Origin of the sequence: Pseudomonas sp. SWRI18, from assembly GCF_014268345.1 — a bacterium.
GTDB lineage: Bacteria > Pseudomonadota > Gammaproteobacteria > Pseudomonadales > Pseudomonadaceae > Aquipseudomonas > Aquipseudomonas cedrina.
In genome coordinates this window covers 87,261-106,714 of the sequence record NZ_JACCQQ010000020.1, presented here as the reverse complement: position 1 = coordinate 106,714, position 19,454 = coordinate 87,261, and the positions used below count along the sequence as shown (strand labels likewise).

Annotated in this window: 16 protein-coding genes; 12 read left to right on the top strand and 4 right to left on the bottom strand. The window is 62.0% G+C overall.

The window, feature by feature from the left end:
- Window positions 1-30: 30 nt before the first annotated feature.
- Window positions 31-1,374, top strand: coding sequence for an MATE family efflux transporter (locus H0Z09_RS20645; protein WP_186693037.1), 1,344 nt, complete (start codon window positions 31-33; stop codon window positions 1,372-1,374).
- Between the two features lie 127 nt (window positions 1,375-1,501).
- Here the strand turns inward: H0Z09_RS20645 and speA are convergent, their stop codons facing one another.
- From speA to H0Z09_RS20625, 4 genes are all read right to left on the bottom strand, one after another.
- On the bottom strand, window positions 1,502-3,415 hold the full coding sequence (gene speA, locus H0Z09_RS20640) for an arginine decarboxylase (RefSeq protein WP_186693035.1): 1,914 nt from the start codon (window positions 3,413-3,415) through the stop codon (window positions 1,502-1,504).
- 143 nt (window positions 3,416-3,558) lie between these two features.
- On the bottom strand, window positions 3,559-3,930 hold the full coding sequence (locus H0Z09_RS20635; protein WP_043049484.1) for a translation initiation factor Sui1: 372 nt from the start codon (window positions 3,928-3,930) through the stop codon (window positions 3,559-3,561).
- A gap of 56 nt (window positions 3,931-3,986) precedes the next feature.
- Complete coding sequence (locus tag H0Z09_RS20630; RefSeq protein ID WP_186693033.1) at window positions 3,987-4,547, bottom strand: NUDIX domain-containing protein; 561 nt, start codon at window positions 4,545-4,547, stop codon at window positions 3,987-3,989.
- 2 nt (window positions 4,548-4,549) lie between these two features.
- On the bottom strand, window positions 4,550-5,617 hold the full coding sequence (locus H0Z09_RS20625; protein ID WP_076954497.1) for a DUF2333 family protein: 1,068 nt from the start codon (window positions 5,615-5,617) through the stop codon (window positions 4,550-4,552).
- A gap of 299 nt (window positions 5,618-5,916) precedes the next feature.
- Between H0Z09_RS20625 and H0Z09_RS20620 the strand changes: the two genes are divergently transcribed.
- The 11 genes from H0Z09_RS20620 (at window position 5,917) to purD (ending at window position 19,412) form a co-directional block, all read left to right on the top strand.
- Complete coding sequence (locus H0Z09_RS20620) at window positions 5,917-7,587, top strand: PleD family two-component system response regulator (RefSeq protein WP_186693031.1); 1,671 nt, start codon at window positions 5,917-5,919, stop codon at window positions 7,585-7,587.
- 53 nt (window positions 7,588-7,640) lie between these two features.
- Window positions 7,641-9,602 (top strand): methyl-accepting chemotaxis protein, encoded by a 1,962-nt coding sequence (locus tag H0Z09_RS20615; protein WP_186693029.1) that lies wholly within the window; start codon window positions 7,641-7,643, stop codon window positions 9,600-9,602.
- Window positions 9,603-9,917: 315 nt separating this feature from the next.
- Complete coding sequence (aroQ, locus tag H0Z09_RS20610) at window positions 9,918-10,373, top strand: type II 3-dehydroquinate dehydratase (RefSeq protein WP_012721999.1); 456 nt, start codon at window positions 9,918-9,920, stop codon at window positions 10,371-10,373.
- 24 nt (window positions 10,374-10,397) lie between these two features.
- Window positions 10,398-10,859 (top strand): acetyl-CoA carboxylase biotin carboxyl carrier protein, encoded by a 462-nt coding sequence (gene accB / locus H0Z09_RS20605; RefSeq protein ID WP_076954501.1) that lies wholly within the window; start codon window positions 10,398-10,400, stop codon window positions 10,857-10,859.
- A 17-nt stretch (window positions 10,860-10,876) separates the two neighbouring features.
- Window positions 10,877-12,238, top strand: a complete 1,362-nt coding sequence (gene accC / locus H0Z09_RS20600) for an acetyl-CoA carboxylase biotin carboxylase subunit (protein ID WP_057724124.1) — start codon at window positions 10,877-10,879, stop codon at window positions 12,236-12,238.
- Window positions 12,239-12,546: 308 nt separating this feature from the next.
- Window positions 12,547-13,425: a 50S ribosomal protein L11 methyltransferase gene (gene prmA / locus H0Z09_RS20595; protein WP_186693027.1), complete on the top strand. Its 879-nt coding sequence runs from the start codon at window positions 12,547-12,549 to the stop codon at window positions 13,423-13,425.
- A 30-nt stretch (window positions 13,426-13,455) separates the two neighbouring features.
- Complete coding sequence (locus H0Z09_RS20590; RefSeq protein WP_186693025.1) at window positions 13,456-14,688, top strand: DUF3426 domain-containing protein; 1,233 nt, start codon at window positions 13,456-13,458, stop codon at window positions 14,686-14,688.
- Between the two features lie 184 nt (window positions 14,689-14,872).
- A complete protein-coding gene (gene dusB, locus H0Z09_RS20585) occupies window positions 14,873-15,886 on the top strand; it encodes a tRNA dihydrouridine synthase DusB (RefSeq protein ID WP_076954505.1) in 1,014 nt (337 codons plus the stop codon).
- A complete protein-coding gene (fis, locus tag H0Z09_RS20580; RefSeq protein WP_002555375.1) occupies window positions 15,883-16,203 on the top strand; it encodes a DNA-binding transcriptional regulator Fis in 321 nt (106 codons plus the stop codon). The genes dusB and fis overlap by 4 nt, the downstream gene beginning before the upstream one ends.
- 81 nt (window positions 16,204-16,284) lie before the next feature.
- Window positions 16,285-17,892 carry a bifunctional phosphoribosylaminoimidazolecarboxamide formyltransferase/IMP cyclohydrolase gene (purH, locus tag H0Z09_RS20575; RefSeq protein ID WP_186693023.1) on the top strand — a complete coding sequence of 536 codons (1,608 nt, stop codon included), beginning with the start codon at window positions 16,285-16,287 and terminating at the stop codon, window positions 17,890-17,892.
- A gap of 227 nt (window positions 17,893-18,119) precedes the next feature.
- On the top strand, window positions 18,120-19,412 hold the full coding sequence (gene purD / locus H0Z09_RS20570; RefSeq protein WP_076954507.1) for a phosphoribosylamine--glycine ligase: 1,293 nt from the start codon (window positions 18,120-18,122) through the stop codon (window positions 19,410-19,412).
- Window positions 19,413-19,454: the final 42 nt, after the last annotated feature.

The following is a 19,454-nucleotide window of genomic DNA, read 5'->3' as shown; positions in this document are numbered from 1 at the left end:
GGTACAATGCCGCTCCCCCAAGGAGCCTGCATGCCCACCTTACTCACCGACTGGCGCCACCGCCCCACCCACCGCCGGGTGTGGGCGCTGGCCGCGCCAATGATCCTGTCTAATATCTCCGTGCCGCTGGTGGCCCTGGTGGACAGCATGGTCATCGGCCATCTGCCCCACGCTCACCAGTTGGGGGCCGTGGCGGTCGGGGCCAGCCTGTATACCTTCCTGGCCTGGGCCATGGGCTTCCTGCGCATGGGCTCCACCGGGTTCGCCGCCCAGGCCGCCGGTCGCAAGGATGGCGCTGCACTGCGGCAAATCCTCTTGCAGGGTCTGTTGCTGGCGCTGGGGCTGGCGATGCTGCTCGGCACCGTCGGCATTCCACTCAGCCATCTGGCCCTGGAGTGGATGCAACCCTCCCCCGAACTGAATCAACTGACCCAGGATTTTTTCCATACCCGCCTGTTCGGCCTGCCCGCCGCGCTGGCCAGCTATGCGCTGGTCGGCTGGTTCCTCGGCACGCAGAACGCCCGCGCGCCTTTGGCGATCCTGTTGACAACCAACCTGATCAACATCGTCCTGAACCTGTGGTTTGTGCTTGGCCTGGAGTGGGGCGTGGTCGGCTCCGCCCGCGCCTCGGTGATCGCCGAATGGACCGGCGCCCTGCTCGGCCTGGCGCTGACGCAAAAAGCCTTGCGAGGTTACCCCGGCCACATCGCCTGGGCCGCGTTGAAATTGTGGCAGAGTTGGCGCCCGCTGCTGGCGGTCAACCGCGACATCTTCATCCGCAGCCTCGCGCTGCAATCGGTGTTTTTCATGATCACGGTGCAAGGCGCGCGCCTGGGCGACGCGACCGTGGCGGCCAATGCCTTGCTGCTCAACGGCCTGTTGCTGACCGCCCATGCGCTGGACGGGCTGGCCCATGCGGTCGAAGCCCTGTGCGGTCACGCCATCGGCGCCCATGACCGCCACGCCTTGCGCCGCTCGCTGGTGGTAGCCGGCGGTTGGTCGTTGATCGCCAGCGTCGGATTCGCGCTGTTGTTCACCCTCGCCGGTCACCTGTTTATCGCCATGCAGACCGACATCCCCAGCGTGCGCGAAACCGCTGACATCTACCTGCCGTATTTGGCGGTGTTGCCGTTGATTGCGGTGTGGAGTTACTTGCTGGACGGGTTGTTTATTGGCGCAACGCGCGCGCGGGAGATGCGCAATGGGATGTTGCTGACGGTGGTGTTGGTGCTGCCCATCGCCTGGGCGTTGCAAGGGTTGGGCAACCACGGGCTGTGGATAACCTTTCTGGTGTTTATGGCGGTGCGCAGTTTGACGCTGTGGGCGATTGCCTGGCGGTTGAACCGACAGGGGCTGTGGCTGGGCAATAACTGAAGGAATACGGTCCAAATGTGGGAGCGGGCTTGCTCGCGAAAGCGGTACATCAGCAGCAAATTAGTTGCCTAATACACCGCTTTCGCGAGCAAGCCCGCTCCCACATTGGACTTGCTGTGACCTTGGATTACGAGGACAGGTAGGACGACCGTGTCAGGCCCAAACGCAACGCATCCAGGAACTGGGTACGCTCGCTGGCACTGATCTTCGCGCTCGCACACTTGTCCCGGTAATGGGTCATCAACTCTTCCGGCGACAAATGCACGTAGCGCAGCATGTCTTCGATCGTGTCGTGCGTCTCGATCCCTGCGCTGTACACCGAACCATCTTCGCGCTGGTAGATGTTCACCGAGTCGGTGTCACCGAACAGGTTGTGCATATCGCCGAGAATTTCCTGATAGGCGCCGACCAGGAAGATGCCCAGCAAGTAATCCTCGCCTTCATTCAAGGCATGCACCGGCAAGCTGGTTTCGATGCTCTGCTCGTCGACGTACTGCTTGATCTTGCCGTCGGAGTCGCAGGTCAAATCCTGCAACACCGCACGACGCAGCGGCTCTTCATCAAGGCGATGCAGCGGCAGAATCGGCAAGACCTGGCCGATGGCCCAGGTGTCCGGCAGGCTCTGGAAGACCGAAAAGTTGCAGATGTATTTGTCGGCCAGCTTGTCGTTGAGTTCGTCCAGCACCTGGCGGTGCGAGCGCTGGCGGGCCTTGAGCGAGTTGTGCAGGCGGCGGCACACGGCGAAATAGCACTGCTCGGCCAGGGCTTTCTCGGCCAGGGTCAGCTTGCCGTCGGCGTACTGGGTAGCCACGTCGCTCATGTAGTGCGTGGCGCGCCAGTAGGTCTCGGTGACCATCTCGATGTCGGTCGGGCCGAGCAGGTCCACCAGCCATTGCACGGTTTCCGGCAGGCTTTCCTTGTTTTCGATGGTCGGGATTTCGTCGTTGTGTTTCTCGACGTCCGTCACCTGCACCACCAGCATGGCGTGGTGGGCGGTCAGCGAGCGGCCGCTTTCGGAGAAGATGTTCGGGTGCGGCAGGTTCTGCGCGTCGCAGAATTCCTTGAGCATGCCCACGACCACGCCGGCGTAGTCGTCCATGTCGTAGTTGATCGAGCTGGCGTTACGCGAGTGCGTACCGTCGTAATCCACGCCCAGGCCGCCACCCACGTCGATGTGGTCCACCGGCAGGCCGAGGTTGCGCAGCTCGCCGTAATAACGAATGGCTTCCTTGAACCCGTGCTGGTAGTCGGCCAGGTTGGCGATCTGCGAACCCATGTGAAAGTGCAGCAAACGGATGCCCTGGTCCAGGCCCGCCGCGCGGAAGCGCTCGACCACCGACAGCAACTGCGCCGCCGACAGCCCGAACTTGGACTTCTCGCCACCGGTGTCCGCCCACTTGCTCGACGCCAGCGACGACAAACGCACGCGCAGGCCGACCTGCGGCTTGACCTTGAGGCTGGCGGCCTCTTCGATCACCAGCCCGACTTCGGATTCTTTCTCGATCACGATGAACACGTTGTGGCCAAGCTTCTGGCCCATCAGCGCGAGGCGGATGAACTCACGGTCCTTGTAACCGTTGCAGACAATGGTGCCGCCCTTCGGCGCCAGGGCCAATACGGCCAGCAGCTCAGGCTTGGAGCCGGCTTCCAGGCCGATGGAGACGTTCTGGGTGGCGATGATGTTCTCGATCACCGCTTCCTGCTGGTTCACCTTGATCGGGTACAGCGCGGTGTATTTGCTCTGGTACTCCAGGCGCGCGATGTTGGCATCGAACGCACCGGTCAACTGGCGTACACGGTCTTGCAGAATGTCGGGGAAGCGCACCAGCAGCGGCAGCGACAGGCCGCTTTTACGTAACTGGTCAACTTGCTCGTACAGGTCGACGGGCGTGCTGTTCGGGCCGTTCGGACGGACTTCAACGCGACCGGCATCATTGATCGCGAAATACCCGGCCCCCCAATGGCGAATCCCGTAAACACTGCGGCTGTCCGCAACTGTCCATTGGCTGCCATCGTCTTTGCGTGTGCGTCGTACGGACATCGAAGTCCCCTATAAATGAAGTCGAAAACACCGCCCCTCTCTGAGGCTGGCGCAGTCTAAAGAATGAAAATGACGATTTGCCTGCGTGCAAGGTAGGACCCCGCGCGCGGGACAGAGTTTAGACACTGGCTGGGAAGAGGCTTTCAGCCGCCGGACTTCTTGGCCTTGTAACCGAGCTTGATCAGCTCGGCCAACAGCAACTCGACGTGATCGCCCTGAATCTCGATGACCCCGTCCTTCAACGCGCCACCGGTGCCGCAACGCTTTTTCAGCGTGGTGGCGAGTTCCTTCAGCGCGTCTTCTGCAAGCGGCACGCCGGTGATGGTGGTCACCGTCTTGCCGCCACGGCCTTTGCTCTCGCGTCGCACGCGGGCAATACCGTCGCCTTCGGGGATCAGGGTTTGTTTACAGATGCAGGCGTCCACGGGCTGGCGACAGTCCGGGCAGTGTCGACCTGCGTCGGTGGAAAATACCAGGCCACCCAGGGCGGCGAAGGATGCGGCTTTCTTGGCCACCGGCAATCCTCTAGGGGATGAAAAGTGGCGCAGTGTAACGGCAAAAAGCCAAGTTGCTAAGGGCCAAATGGCGCCATTTCATAGCGACGCAACGCCAGATAACGCCGCAGGCCCTCTTGAGCGTCCGGGCAGTAAGGCTTTTGCTTGGCCTCGCGCAGCACCGTTTCAATCGGTAAAAAGCGCGCCTCCATGACTTCTTCGGGTTGCAGGCACAGTGGGCCGTCCCATACTGCGGAGTAGGAGGTGCACCAAAGCCTGCTGTCGCCGTCTTCGAAGAAGAAATGGTCGTGCTCGGTCAATGCCACCCCGCTGACGCCAAGTTCCTCTCCAAGCTCACGGGCCGCCGAATCGGCATAGGTTTCCCCTGCCGCGACCATCCCGCCGGCCGCCGTGTCCCAGTAACCGGGATACAGGGCTTTGCTCAGGGTGCGCCGATGCACACACAGCTCACCCTTGGAGTTGAACAGGAAGATAAAGGTGCAGCGGCCGATCAGCCCGCGCTCGCGCAGGTCGCACCGGACGAGGGTGCCAAGCAGGTTGTCGTACTCGTCGACCCATTGGATCAGTTCAGCGTCGGAAGCCGCACGGTGCGCGGCCTCCTTTTGAGTAGCGTCCATCATCAACCCTGGTTGAGGAGCTGACGCAAGTCGATCACTGCAGCGTTTGCCCGTGAAATGTAATTGGCCATCACCAGCGAGTGGTTCGCCAGTACGCCGAAGCCACTGCCATTAAGAATCATAGGACTCCAAACCGGTTCCTGCGAGGCTTCCAGCTCACGAATGATCTGACGCACGCTGACGGTGGCGTTTTTCTTGGCCAGGACGTCGGCAAAGTCGACTTCGATGGCACGCAGCAGGTGGGACAGCGCCCACGCCTGGCCACGGGCTTCGTAGAACACGTTATCGATCTGCATCCATGGGGTTTCCACCACTTCTTCGTCGACCTGGGGCACTTCACCCGGCGCCAGTGCTTCGGTTTTCAGTGCGGTGTTCAGTTTTACCCGGCCAACGCTGGCCGACAGGCGTTGCGACAGCGAGCCCAGGCGGGTGGCGACATCGCCCAGCCAGTTGTTGAGGTTATCGGCACGGGCATAAAACAGTGCCCCACGCTGGTTCGGGTCGGACAGGCGCGCTTCGTAGCGGCTCAGGGAGTTGATGCCTTCCTGGTATTCCGACTCGCTGGACGGCAGCACCCAGCTCTTGTTGTCGAAGTTGAAGCGCGGCTCGGCCTTGGCCAGGTCGGCGTCTTCGGCCGATTGCGACTGGGAGCGGGCGAAGTCTTTACGCAGGGCACGGGTCAGGTCGCGCACCTGCACCAGTACGCCGTATTCCCAGCTCGGCATGTTGTCCATCCACAAGCCTGGCGGGAAGCGGTCGTTGGCAATGTAGCCACCGGGCTTATGCAGCAAGGTGCCCATCACGGTCTTGAGGGTTTCCACGGTGGTGAAACCCACCACCATCTGCTTGCCATCTTTTTCGGCGGCGATCTGCGCATTTTGCTGGACCGGAAACAGTGCCGGCTCTTCGCTCCAGTACCAGCCCAGGGCGCCGGTCACCAACAGGTACAGGCCGATGACGCTCAGCAACGCCCGGCTCATCAGCAGGTTGCGCAAATAGCTGCGGTTGGCCGACTTGGGCTCAGGCGCGGGGCCTTTGGCACTGCCTGCACGGTTTTTCCAGTCCAGCATGGCGATATCCTTTCAATCACTTGAGTTCATGCACTTCAATTGACGGCGTGCGTTCAAACACTCCGACCACAACCCTACCCCATCGTGCCCGCCCATGCGGGGCTTTTCGGCAAACTGGCACACACTGGGTCTTGGACTATAAAGGATGCACGCTTTTTACGCCGCGCGACCATCCAGTCAGCAACTGAATGCTTCGGAATACGCAGTTTATTGACGCATGACACTCATCCAGGGGAAAAGAGGTGCTAGCATAGAGCCATCAGTCGACCTCAGCATGCACCCTAACTAGTAGTCAGGATATGACCGAGCCAGAAGACCCGAGCCGTGAGCGTCTCAAGCAGCATTTTGCCCAGCGGGTAATTCATCAGGCACGTCAAATTCTTGAGATCTGGCAGCGCCTGCAACGCAGCGAATGGTCCGCCGCCGACCTCTGCGAACTCAGCGAGGCCAATGTGCGCCTGCTGCGTTTTGCCGAGCGTTTCGAACAGCCGGAACACGGCCAGTTAGCGCAGCACATCGGCGAGACCCTCAAGGCGGTGGACGAGAACCGTGGGCGCCTGAGCAGCCAGTTGATCACTGAACTCAACCGCTTGATGCAGCGCCTGTCACGCACCGGCCTGCGCCAGGGCGATCAGCTGGAGCACACCTCGCTGCCACCGATGCGCAAGCCGATCTACGTGATGCTGGCCGATCACGACCGTGCCGAGCGCCTGGCCAAACAATTGGAATTCTTTGGCATGAGCGCCCAGTCCCTGGACAGCGTGGCGGCGTTTCATGCAGTCATGGCCGAGCGTTTGCCTTCGGCCATTGTGATGGATGTGGATTTCTGCGGCCCGGGCCTGGGCCTCAAACTCGCCACCCAGGCCCAGGAAGGCCTGGAGCAAAAGCTGCCGCTGCTGTTCTTCAGCCTGCATGAAACCGACACGCCCACCCGCTTGGCGGCCGTGCGCGCCGGGGGCCAGGAATTCCTCACCGGCACCCTGGAAGCTTCCAGCCTGCTGGAAAAAATCGAAGTACTGACCTGCGTCGCCCAGTACGAGCCGTATAAAGTGCTGATCATCGACGACTCGCGGGCCCAGGCGCTGCACACCGAGCGGCTGCTCAACAGCGCCGGCATCGTCACCCGCACGCTGATCGAGCCAATCCAGGCCATGGCGGAACTGGCGGATTTCCAGCCCGACCTGATCATCCTCGACATGTACATGCCCGCCTGTACCGGTACCGAACTGGCCAAGGTGATCCGGCATAACGACCGTTACGTCAGCGTGCCGATCATCTACCTGTCGGCCGAGGACGATCTGGACAAGCAACTGGACGCCATGAGCGAAGGCGGCGACGACTTCCTCACCAAGCCGATCAAACCGCGCCACCTGATCACCACCGTGCGCAACCGCGCCGCGCGTGCGCGCAACCTCAAGGCCCGCATGGTGCGCGACAGCCTGACCGGCCTGTACAACCACACCCATATCCTGCAATTGCTCGAAGACTGCAGCTTTCGCGCACGCCGCGAAAACAAGCCGTTGAGCTTTGCCATGCTCGACATCGACCATTTCAAGCGGGTCAATGACAGCCACGGCCACCCCATGGGCGATCGCGTGATCAAGAGCCTGGCGCTGTTTCTCAAGCAACGCCTGCGCAAGACCGACTATATCGGACGCTACGGCGGCGAAGAGTTCGCCATCGTGATGCCCGATACCGACCTGGAATCGGCGTGCCAGGTGCTGGATGAAATCCGCGGCCGCTTTGCCGAAATCCACTATCCGGCGCAGCCCCAGGATTTGTGGTGCACCTTCAGCGCCGGGCTGGTGGAGCTGTGCGACGGTTCCGACAGCCTGATGATGGCGGCCCAGGCCGACGAAGCGCTGTACCGCGCCAAGCACGCCGGACGCAATCGCGTGCAGGCGTCGCGCGCATCAAAGCAAAGTGCCATCTTTTCATCGGATTCCACTGATTCGGTCATAACGCTGTAATGGAAACGCAATAACTTCAGGCACTTATCTTTTGCTGTCGGTTGAAACCACGCATGCGCCTGAAGCTGCTGACCAATCTCAATACCCTTCTTCTGGTGGCCGTGTGCCTGGCGCTGGGGGCGACGCTGTGGTGGTCGCAACGGGCGCTGGAGCGGCCTTATCTGCTGATGGAACGCTACCTGGGCCTGTCGCAGACGTTCCAGAACCAGGCCGCGCGCAATATCGACGACTACCTGGCCAGCGGCGATGCGCTGCGCCTGAGCAGCGCCAGCCAGAGCCTGGAAGGCCTGTTGCACGCGCTGGATGAACTGCCGGCAAATCTTGCGCAAGACCTGCGCCCCAGCCTGGTCGACCTGGACGGGTTCAGCAAGACCGACCTGCTGGCCGCCGGCAAGCTCGCAGGCGACCCGCAAGCCTTGCTGCTGCAGGCCGAGCGCGAATTGGGCGCGAACCTGGAACAACTGAGCCAGTACGCCATGGGTGTCAATTCCGCCGAAGCCGCACGCTACCTGCCGCCGCTGCTCGCCGCCTCCCAGCACTTGGGAAAACTGTCACTGGCGCGCGACAAACTGGTGAGCAGCGGGCGCGCGGAACTCGCCGCTGATGTGGAACGTGAAGTCGGCAATATCCGCAGCCAGGCGGACCTGCTGGAACAACTGCCGTTGCTCGGGGTAAAGGCCAGCGCAGACTCCAATACGGATGATTTTTCGGCGCTGATGGGCCTGGAAAATACCGAAAAAACCGAAGCCCAGGACAGCGGCGTCGACCTCAAGCGCGAGCTCAACAGCCTGCTGACCCGCTACCCCGCCGAACTCAAGCGCACCCGCGAGCAGATCCAGAAACGCGCCGACCTGGCCGCCGCTACCCACCTGAAAATCAATGCCGTACAACAGGCCATCGCCGGCCTTGAGCCGGTGGTGCGTGCCCAGCACGGCATTATCCAGGGCGAAGTGCGCCTGATGCAGGGCGTGATGATCGGCTTGATCCTGCTGATTGCGCTGCTGATCGACACGCTGCAACGGCGCCTGGCACGGGTGCTGACCAACCTGGCACCGGCGCTGTCGACCTGGGCCGAAGGCGACTTCAGCCGGCCGATTGCCTTGGGCAAGACCAACCGTGAGCTGCGCGATATAGAAGCCTCCCTGAACCGCCTGCGTGCCTATCTGGTGGACTTGGTGGGCACCATTCGCGGCAACGCGCAGGAAGTCGCCGGCAGCAGCCGCGCCCTTGCCGAACTGAGCAGCGGCCTGCATGACGGCGCCGAACGCCAGGCCGGGGATACCGCGCAGATCCGTGACTCGCTGGGCGAACTGGAAGCGACCATCCAGCAAGTGGCGGGCGACGCCAGCCACGCCGCCGGCGCCAGCCGCAGCGCCGGCCAGGCGGTGGAGCAAGGCCAGCGGGTGATCGGGCTGAGCCTGACCGGGCTGCATGCCTTGGTCGGGGAAGTGCAGCAGAACGCGCAGATGATCGAAAAACTCGCCGAAGAATCCGCCACCATCGGCGGCGTGCTCACAGTGATTCGATCCATTGCCGACCAGACCAACCTGCTGGCCCTCAACGCCGCCATCGAAGCCGCCCGCGCCGGTGAAGCCGGGCGCGGCTTTGCGGTGGTCGCCGATGAAGTCCGCTCCCTGGCCCAACGCACCGCCGGCGCCACGGCCGAGATCCAAGGCCTGATCGCCGGCCTGCAAACCGCCGCGCACCAATCCGTTCAGGGCATGCGTGCCCAGGTCGAACACGCCGAAGCCACCGCCCAGCAGGCCCAGGCGGCGGACGGTGCGCTGGATGAAATCGTCGGGGCGATCCGAACCATTTCCGACACGGCGGTGCGCATCGCCGATGTGACTGCCCAGCAAAGTGGTGCCGTCAGTGAAATACGCGACAACAGCGAGCGAATTCATCAGTTGGGTGAAGATAATCTGCTGCGCATCGGCCAGGGCCGGCGCCAGGGCGAACACCTGCTGGTGCTGGGCGGGCAGCTCAATACGGCGGTGCAGGCGTTTCGCGTTTGACTCGATCTCCCTGCCCCTGAAGATCCAAAACCCTGTGGAGATAAAAATGTGGGAGCGGGCTTGCTCGCGAATGCGGTGTATCAGTGGACACATTCATCACTGACCCACCGCATTCGCGAGCAAGCCCGCTCCCACATTGGATCTTCATGGATTTCAAAACAGTGTTACCAATGACCAGAACCTGGACCACAGTCACAAATTTTGCGCAATCCTCGCTAATCGTGCCGCCTACTGCATAGAACTGGACAGTCACAAAGGCTTTGCGGCATAGTCGCCGGGTTCTGCCGTACCCACATCAATAACAAGGAACAGCCGATGGCGACCTTACTGGTTCTTCACGGACCCAACCTGAACCTGCTCGGCACCCGTGAACCGGGCGTCTACGGGGCAGTCACCCTGGATCAGATCAACCTCGATCTTGAGCGCAGGGCGCGTGAAGCCGGGCACCATCTGCTCTACCTGCAAAGCAATGCCGAGTACGAATTGATTGATCGCATCCATGCCGCGCGCGGCGAAGGCGTGGACTTTATCCTGATCAATCCCGCCGCTTTTACGCACACAAGCGTTGCATTACGTGACGCGTTGCTGGCGGTGAGCATCCCATTCATCGAAGTGCATTTGTCGAACGTGCACAAACGTGAACCTTTCCGCCATCACTCTTACTTCTCCGACGTAGCGGTAGGAGTGATCTGCGGCCTTGGCGCCAGCGGTTACCGACTGGCCCTGGAGGCCGCCCTGGAACAGCTTGAACAACCGGCCAAGCGCCCCTGACCGACCCTTGGGAGTTGATGATTCATGGATATCCGTAAAGTTAAGAAACTGATCGAACTGCTGGAAGAATCCGGTATCGACGAGCTGGAAATCAAGGAAGGCGAAGAGTCCGTACGGATCAGCCGCCACAGCAAGACACCGGCCCAGCAGTTCTATGCGCCACAGATGCAAGCACCGGCCCCGGCTGCTGCACCTGCCGCAGCACCTGCCGCTGCCGCGCCTGCTGCAGCCCCGGCCGCACCTGCGCTGAACGGCTTCGTGGTCAAGTCGCCAATGGTCGGTACGTTCTACCGCACCCCGGCACCGACCTCGCCAGCCTTCGTTGAAGTCGGCAAGACGGTGAAAGTGGGCGACACCATCTGCATCGTTGAAGCGATGAAGATGATGAACCACATCACCGCTGAAAAAGCCGGCGTCATCGAATCCATCCTGGTAGAAAACGGTCAGCCGGTTGAGTACGACCAGCCGCTGTTCACCATCGTTTGAACCGCGGAGCGCCTTCGATGTTGAAACCTGCGAAGAAACTGCAAAAAGTCCTGATCGCCAACCGCGGCGAGATCGCGCTGCGTATCCTGCGCGCCTGTAAGGAAGAGGGCATCAAGACCGTCGCTGTTTACTCGACGGCCGATACCGAATTGATGCACGTGAAACTGGCGGACGAGAGCATCTGCATCGGCCCGCCACTGGCCACGAACTCGTACCTGAAAGTCTCGAACATCATCGCCGCCGCTGAAGTGACCGGCGCTGATGGCATCCACCCAGGCTACGGCTTCCTCGCGGAAAACGCCGACTTCGCCGAACAGGTGGAAAAATCCGGGTTCGCCTTCATCGGCCCTAAAGCCGAAACCATTCGCCTGATGGGCGACAAGGTCTCGGCCAAGGACGCCATGATCGCCGCCGGCGTGCCGACCGTTCCAGGTTCCGACGGCCCACTGCCTGAAGACGAGGAAACCGCGTTGCGCATTGGTCGCGAAGTCGGTTACCCGGTGATCATCAAGGCCGCCGGTGGCGGTGGTGGTCGCGGCATGCGTGTGGTGCACAAGGAAGAAGACCTGATCGAAGCCGCCAAGCAGACCCGCTCCGAAGCGGGCGCCTGGTTCGGCAACCCGATGGTCTACCTGGAGAAGTACCTGACCAACCCACGTCACGTGGAAGTACAGGTACTGTCCGATGGCCAGGGCCACGCCATCCACTTGGGCGACCGCGATTGCTCGCTGCAACGCCGTCACCAGAAGGTATTGGAAGAAGCCCCGGCACCGGGCCTGGACGAGAAGGCCCGCGAGGAAGTCCTCGCGCGCTGCGTCAAGGCGTGCATCGACATCAACTACCGTGGCGCCGGTACCTTCGAGTTCCTCTACGAGAACGGTCGTTTCTACTTCATCGAGATGAACACTCGTGTGCAGGTAGAGCACCCGGTATCGGAGATGGTCACCGGTATCGACATCGTCAAGGAGATGCTCAGCATTGCCGCCGGCAACAAGCTGTCCTTCACCCAGGACGACGTGAAGATCCACGGCCACTCGCTGGAATGCCGGATCAACGCCGAAGACCCGCAAACCTTTATGCCGAGCCCAGGCCTGGTCAAGCATTTCCACGCGCCCGGCGGCAACGGCGTACGTGTGGATTCGCACCTGTACAGCGGCTACAAGGTTCCGTCCAACTACGACTCGCTGATCGGCAAGCTGATCACCTGGGGCGCCACCCGCGACGAGGCCATGGCCCGCATGCGCAACGCCCTGGACGAAATCGTGGTCGACGGCATCAAGACCAACATCCCGCTGCACCGGGACCTGGTCCGTGATGAAGGCTTCTGCGAAGGCGGTGTGAACATTCACTACCTGGAACACAAGCTGGCCAACCAGTAAGTTCGTGCTCCACCCACAAAACCGCCTTCGGGCGGTTTTGTTGTTTAGGGATGTACACAATTCCAATGTGGGCTTGTTGTGGCGAGCGGGCTTGCCCCGCGTTGGGTCGCGAAGCGGCCCCCAAAACCAGGCGCAGGGGAGTGTCTGGTACACCGCATTTGCCAATATTGGGGCCGCTTCGCAGCCCAACGCGGGGCAAGCCCGCTCGCCACAGAAAGCCTCGCTCGCCACAACATCCTGCTCTCGCGTAAACTTGCGCCCTTTCGCGGCCCACTCGCCGCACATTCATTTTTTCAAAGGTGCCCGCCATGCCTTGGCTGCAAGTCCGTCTCGCCATCAGCCCAGAACAAGCCGAAACCTATGAAGACGCTTTCCTCGAGGTGGGCGCTGTCTCGGTCACCTTCATGGACGCCGAAGACCAACCGATCTTCGAACCGGAACTCAACACCACGCCACTGTGGTCCCACACCCATTTGCTGGCCCTGTTCGAAGACGGCACCGATGATGCCGCCGTGCTTGCCCATATGGAATTACTGACCGGCGGCCCGCTGCCGGAGCATCACAGCGAAGTGATCGAAGACCAGGACTGGGAACGCAGCTGGATGGATAACTTCCAGCCCATGCGTTTTGGCCAGCGCCTATGGATCGTACCGAGCTGGCACGCGGCGCCGGAACCTGACGCCGTCAACCTGCTGCTGGACCCCGGCCTGGCGTTCGGCACCGGCACGCACCCCACCACCGCACTGTGCCTGGAATGGCTGGACGGCCAGGACCTGACCGACAGCCACGTGCTGGACTTCGGCTGCGGCTCGGGGATCCTCGCGATTGCCGCTCTGCTGCTGGGCGCCAAGGAAGCCGTCGGCACCGATATCGACGTGCAGGCGCTGGAAGCTTCCCGCGATAACGCCGGGCGCAACCACATTCCTGAAAGCAAGTTCCCACTCTACCTGCCGCAGGATTTGCCGCAGGTACAGGCCGACGTCCTGGTGGCCAATATCCTCGCCGGCCCGCTCGTGTCCCTGGCGCCGCAGCTGTCGAGCCTGGTCAAGCCGGGCGGCCGCCTGGCGCTGTCGGGCATCCTTGCCGAGCAGGGCGAAGACGTCGCCGCGGCCTATGCCAAGGATTTTGCGCTGGATCCGATCGCCAACCGTGATGGCTGGGTACGCATCAGCGGTCGTCGGCGCTAGAATGAGCGCTTGCCTGAATCGGATGGCCGCATGACCGACAGTTTCGTCACCCAGTGCCCGCATTGCCAAGCACGCTTTCGCGTCAACCACGCTCAATTGAGCGCGGCTCGCGGCGTGGTTCGCTGCGGCTCGTGCCTGCAAGTGTTCAATGCGGCGCGCCAGTTGCTGCAGCAACGCGGCCAAGCGCCTGCGCCGGAACCGGGCGTGCCGGTCGAGGCGGCGCCTGAACCGGTGCGGGCGATCAGCCAAAAGCAGTGGACCGCCCAAGAGCTGGACCTGGACGCCCTGGACCTGGACGAAGAACTCGCCAAGCTGGAGCGCCGCGAGATCCAGCACACGCTGCCCGCCGGCGCAGAACGCCGCCAGCCCGGCACCGACCGGCGCCACAGGGACGAATCCTTCAGCGCCAGCCGCGACACGGTTAAGGCCGAAGAAGAAAAATGGGCCGCCAGCCTGTTCAGCGAACCGCCCGAGGAGCGCGTCCAGGCTGAAAGCGAACCCGAACCGCCGCACATCGCCGCGACCCGGCAGCGCACCGAGCCATCCATGTCGCTGCACGCCGACGACATCGACGATGAGCCGCCCTTGCATTCGATGCCAGATGACGACCACATCGATCCGCCGTTCACGCCATTGACCCAATCGGCCGATGACGTTGAACCCGAAGAACGCCCAAAACCCAGTCGCAAGCGTCCGCGCGCCGAAGCGAGTGTGCACAACGACCAGTTGCTGGACCTCGAAGACGACCCACTGCATCTCTACGCGCAAAAGCGTCCGGCCAGCCTGGGCCGTCGCCTGGTCTGGCTGTTGCTGGTACTGATCGCCGCCGCCGGCCTGGCCGGCCAATACATCGCCTACCAATTCGACGACCTGGCCCGCCAGGACGCCTATCGCCCGTGGTTCCAGCAACTGTGCCCCACACTGGGCTGTACCGTGCCGTCGCGGGTCGATATCGCCCATATCAAGAGCAGCAATCTGGTGGTGCGCAGCCACCCGGATTTCGCCGGGGCGCTGGTGGTGGACGCGATCCTCTATAACCGCGCGACCTTTTCCCAGCCCTTCCCGCTGCTGGAGCTGCGCTTTGCCGACCTGAACGGCGGCCTGATCGCCAGCCGCCGCTTCAAACCCGCCGAATACCTCAGCGGCGAGTTGGCCGGCGTCAGCGAAATGCCATCGCAGGTACCGATCCATATTTCCCTGGATATCCTCGACCCAGGCAACAAAGCCGTGAATTACAGCCTGAGCTTCCATTCGCCTGAGTGAAGCGGTTGATGCGCGGGGGTTTGACGGCAGGTTATTGACTTCCCCGCGCGCAACCAAACCGCTGGCGATAAAAAATAACTGTTCAGATTTTATCCAATTCAGCCTTTATCCAGTCATCGAGAGCGGGTATCATGCCAACCCTTTTTCGAACTCTAATGATCCGGCCCCACAACAGGGAAGTCCTATGTCGGCGGTACGCATCGGCCCATACACATTGCACAATGGCTTGATTCTCGCCCCGATGGCGGGGGTTACCGACCAGCCCTTTCGTCAGCTGTGCAAACGTTTGGGCGCGGGTCTAGTAGTCTCGGAAATGGTCACCAGCGACATGAGCCTGTGGAACACCCGCAAATCGCGGATGCGCATGATCCACGAAGGTGATCCCGAGCCACGCTCGGTACAGATCGCCGGTGGAGATGCACAAATGCTGGCGGATGCGGCCCGGGCCAACGTGGAGTTGGGGGCACAGATCATCGACATCAACATGGGCTGCCCGGCCAAGAAGGTCTGCAACAAGGCCGCCGGTTCCGCGCTGTTGAAAGATGAGCAGTTGGTTGCCGAGATCCTGCAGGCCGTTGTCGCCGCAGTGGATGTGCCGGTCACCCTGAAGATTCGTACCGGATGGGACCGGGACAACAAGAATGGCCTGACGGTGGCGAAGATCGCCGAACAGGCGGGCATTACAGCGCTTGCGGTGCACGGCCGCACCCGCGCCGACCTTTACACAGGCGAGGCCGAGTACGACACCATTGCCGCCATCAAGCAGGCGGTGTCGATGCCGGTCTTTGCCAATGGCGACATCGATTCAGCCCAGAAAGCCCGGCGCGTGCTGGACGCAACCGGTGCCGATGGCTTGTTGATTGGCCGGGCCGCTCAAGGGCGTCCGTGGATTTTTCGTGAGATCGAGCACTTTCTGCGTACTGGCCAAATATTGCCGTCGCCGGAGCTGGTCGAGGTGGAACGTATTCTGCTAGAGCATCTGGCTGCCCTTCACACCTTCTACGGAGAGGTGATGGGCGTGCGCATCGCGCGCAAGCATGTGGGTTGGTATCTGGCAACGCTGCCGGGCGCCAGGGAGTTTCGCGCCGGGTTCAATCGTTTGGATGAAACGCAAGCACAGGTCACCGCCGTTCGTGAGTTCTTTGCCGAACGAGACAAGAGCCTGGGACCAGGGGACGGAAAAGGGGTGGCCGCATGACGATGATGACCGAGACTTTAGTGAGTGGAACAACGCCCGTGAGCGACAACGTCAATTTGAAACAGCACCTCAACACGCCGAGCGAAGAAGGCCAGACCCTTCGCGGGAGTGTCGAGAAGGCGCTGCACAATTATTTCGCCCACCTCGAGGGCGCTTCCGTCACGGACGTGTACAACCTGGTGCTCTCCGAAGTCGAGGCTCCCTTGCTCGAAAGCGTGATGAACTACGTCAAGGGCAACCAGACCAAAGCCAGTGAGCTGCTGGGCCTTAACCGTGGCACCTTGCGCAAAAAGCTCAAGCAATACGATTTGCTGTAAGCATTCAATCAAACCAGAAAGGCGCCCGCGTAAAAACGGTCGCCTTTTTTGCTGACTCCTTAGCTTTTGATGGAAATTGAAATGACCGACCAGACTACCCGCCTGCCGATCCGCCGCGCCTTGATCAGTGTTTCCGACAAGACCGGGATCCTCGAATTCGCCCGGGAGCTGGAAGCCCTGGGCGTGGAAATCCTTTCCACGGGCGGGACCTTCAAACTGCTGCAGGACAACGGCGTGGCCGCAGTGGAAGTGGCGGACTACACCGGTTTCGCAGAAATGATGGACGGTCGGGTCAAGACCCTGCACCCGAAAATCCACGGCGGCATCCTCGGCCGTCGCGGCATCGACGACGCAATCATGAGCGAGCACGGCATCAAGCCGATCGACCTGGTGGCCGTCAACCTCTACCCGTTCGAAGCTACCATCAACAAACCAGGCTGCGACTTGCCGACCGCAATCGAAAACATCGATATCGGCGGCCCGACCATGGTTCGCTCGGCGGCCAAGAACCACAAGGACGTGGCCATCGTGGTCAACGCCAGCGACTACGCCCAGGTGCTCGAAAGCCTGAAAGCCGGTGGTTTGACCTACGCCCAGCGTTTCGACCTGATGCTCAAGGCGTTCGAACACACCGCCGCCTACGACGGCATGATCGCCAACTACATGGGCACCGTGAACCAGGCCGCCGAAACACTCTCGACAGAAGGCCGCAGCCAGTTCCCGCGCACCTTCAACAGCCAGTTCATCAAGGCCCAGGAAATGCGCTACGGCGAGAACCCGCACCAGAGCGCGGCGTTCTACGTTGAGGCAAAACCGGCCGAAGTCGGCATCGCCACCGCGACCCAACTGCAAGGCAAAGAACTGTCCTACAACAACGTCGCCGACACCGACGCCGCGCTGGAATGTGTGAAGAGCTTCGTCAAGCCGGCCTGCGTCATCGTCAAGCACGCCAACCCGTGCGGCGTCGCCGTGAGCCCGGACGCAGAAGGCGGTATCCGCCAGGCGTATGAATTGGCCTACGCCACCGATACCGAATCAGCCTTTGGCGGCATCATCGCCTTCAACCGTGAACTGGATGCCGAGACCGCCAAGGCGATCGTCGAGCGTCAGTTCGTCGAAGTGATCATCGCGCCAAGCGTCAGCGAAGAGGCCCGTGCCATCGTCGCCGCCAAGGCCAATGTGCGCCTGCTGGCCTGCGGCGAGTGGTCGGCCGACCGCGCGGCGGCCTGGGACTACAAGCGCGTCAACGGCGGCCTGCTGGTACAGAGCCGCGACATCGGCATGATCGGCAGCGACGACCTTACAGTTGTGACCAAGCGCGCGCCGACCGAGCAAGAGATCAACGACCTGATCTTCGCCTGGAAAGTGGCCAAGTACGTCAAATCCAACGCCATCGTCTACGCCAAGAACCGCCAGACCATCGGTGTCGGCGCCGGCCAGATGAGCCGTGTGAACTCGGCGCGCATCGCTGCGATCAAGGCTGAGCACGCCGGCTTGCAGGTGGCGGGCTCGGTGATGGCGTCCGATGCGTTCTTCCCGTTCCGCGATGGCCTGGACAACGCTGCGAAAGCCGGCGTGACCGCCGTGATCCAGCCGGGGGGTTCGATGCGTGATGCCGAAGTGATTGCCGCCGCTGATGAAGCCGGCATCGCCATGGTCTTCACCGGCATGCGCCACTTCCGCCACTGATCCAACTCGATCGAAATGTGGGAGCGGGCTCTTTGTGGCGAGCGGGCTTGCCCCGCGTTGGGCTGCGCAGCAGCCCCAGACAAGAAGAATGCGGTGCGTCAGGCAAATCCTGGTGTTCGGTTTTGGGCCCGCTTCGCAGCCCAACGCGGGGCAAGCCCGCTCGCCACATGAGTTAGGCTCTACATTGAAGCGCTCCTGCGGCGCCTACAGAATTTGAGGTTTTTGAAATGAATGTTTTGATCATTGGCAGCGGTGGCCGTGAACACGCCCTGGCCTGGAAAGTTGCCCAGGACCCGCGCGTCCAGAAAGTCTTCGTCGCTCCCGGCAACGCCGGTACCGCCATTGAAGCCAAATGCGAGAACGTTGCCATCGACGTACTGGCTCTCGAGCAGTTGGCCGATTTCGCCGAGAAGAATGTCTCCCTGACCATCGTCGGTCCGGAAGTCCCGCTGGTTGCCGGCGTGGTGGACCTGTTCCGCAGCCGTGGCCTGGACTGCTTCGGCCCCACCGCCGGCGCTGCCCAGCTCGAAGGCTCCAAGGCATTCACCAAGGATTTCCTGGCCCGCCACAAGATCCCGACCGCCGACTACCAGAACTTCACCGAGATCGAGCCGGCCCTGGCTTACCTGCGTGAAAAAGGTGCGCCGATCGTGATCAAGGCCGATGGCCTGGCCGCCGGCAAAGGCGTGATCGTGGCGATGACCCTGCAGGAAGCCGAAGACGCCGTGCGCGACATGCTCGCCGGCAACGCCTTTGGTGACGCCGGTTCGCGCGTGGTGATCGAGGAGTTCCTCGACGGCGAAGAAGCCAGCTTTATCGTGATGGTCGACGGCAAGAACGTCTTGCCGATGGCTACCAGCCAGGACCATAAACGCGTCGGCGACGGCGACACCGGCCCCAATACCGGCGGCATGGGTGCGTACTCCCCTGCCCCGGTCGTCACCGCCCAGGTGCACCAACGCGTGATGGACCTGGTGATCTGGCCGACCGTGCGTGGCATGGCCGATGAAGGCAATGTGTACACCGGTTTCCTGTACGCCGGCCTGATGATCGACAAAGCCGGCAACCCGAAAGTCATCGAGTTCAACTGCCGCTTCGGCGATCCGGAAACCCAACCGGTGATGCTGCGTCTGCAATCGAGCCTGGTGCTGCTGGTGGAAGCCGCGCTGGCCCAGGCCCTGGACAAGGTTGAAGCGCAGTGGGACCCACGCCCAAGCGTCGGCATTGTGCTGGCGGCCGGTGGCTACCCGGCGGACTACGCCAAGGGTGACGTCATTGACGGCCTCGACGCCGCCGCCAAGCTGGAAGGCAAGGTGTTCCATGCGGGCACCGCGCTCAAGGATGGCCAGGTCGTGACCGCCGGTGGTCGTGTGCTGTGCGCCACCGCCATGGGTGCCAGTGTCGACGCCGCGCAGCAACAGGCGTACAAACTGGCCGCGAAGATCGATTGGCAAGGCTGTTTCTACCGCAAGGACATCGGCTACCGCGCCATTGCCCGTGAACGTGGCGAAAACAGCTGATCCGTCGGCGTCAGTACTATCCGTTCGGCTAGGCAGGGGCCC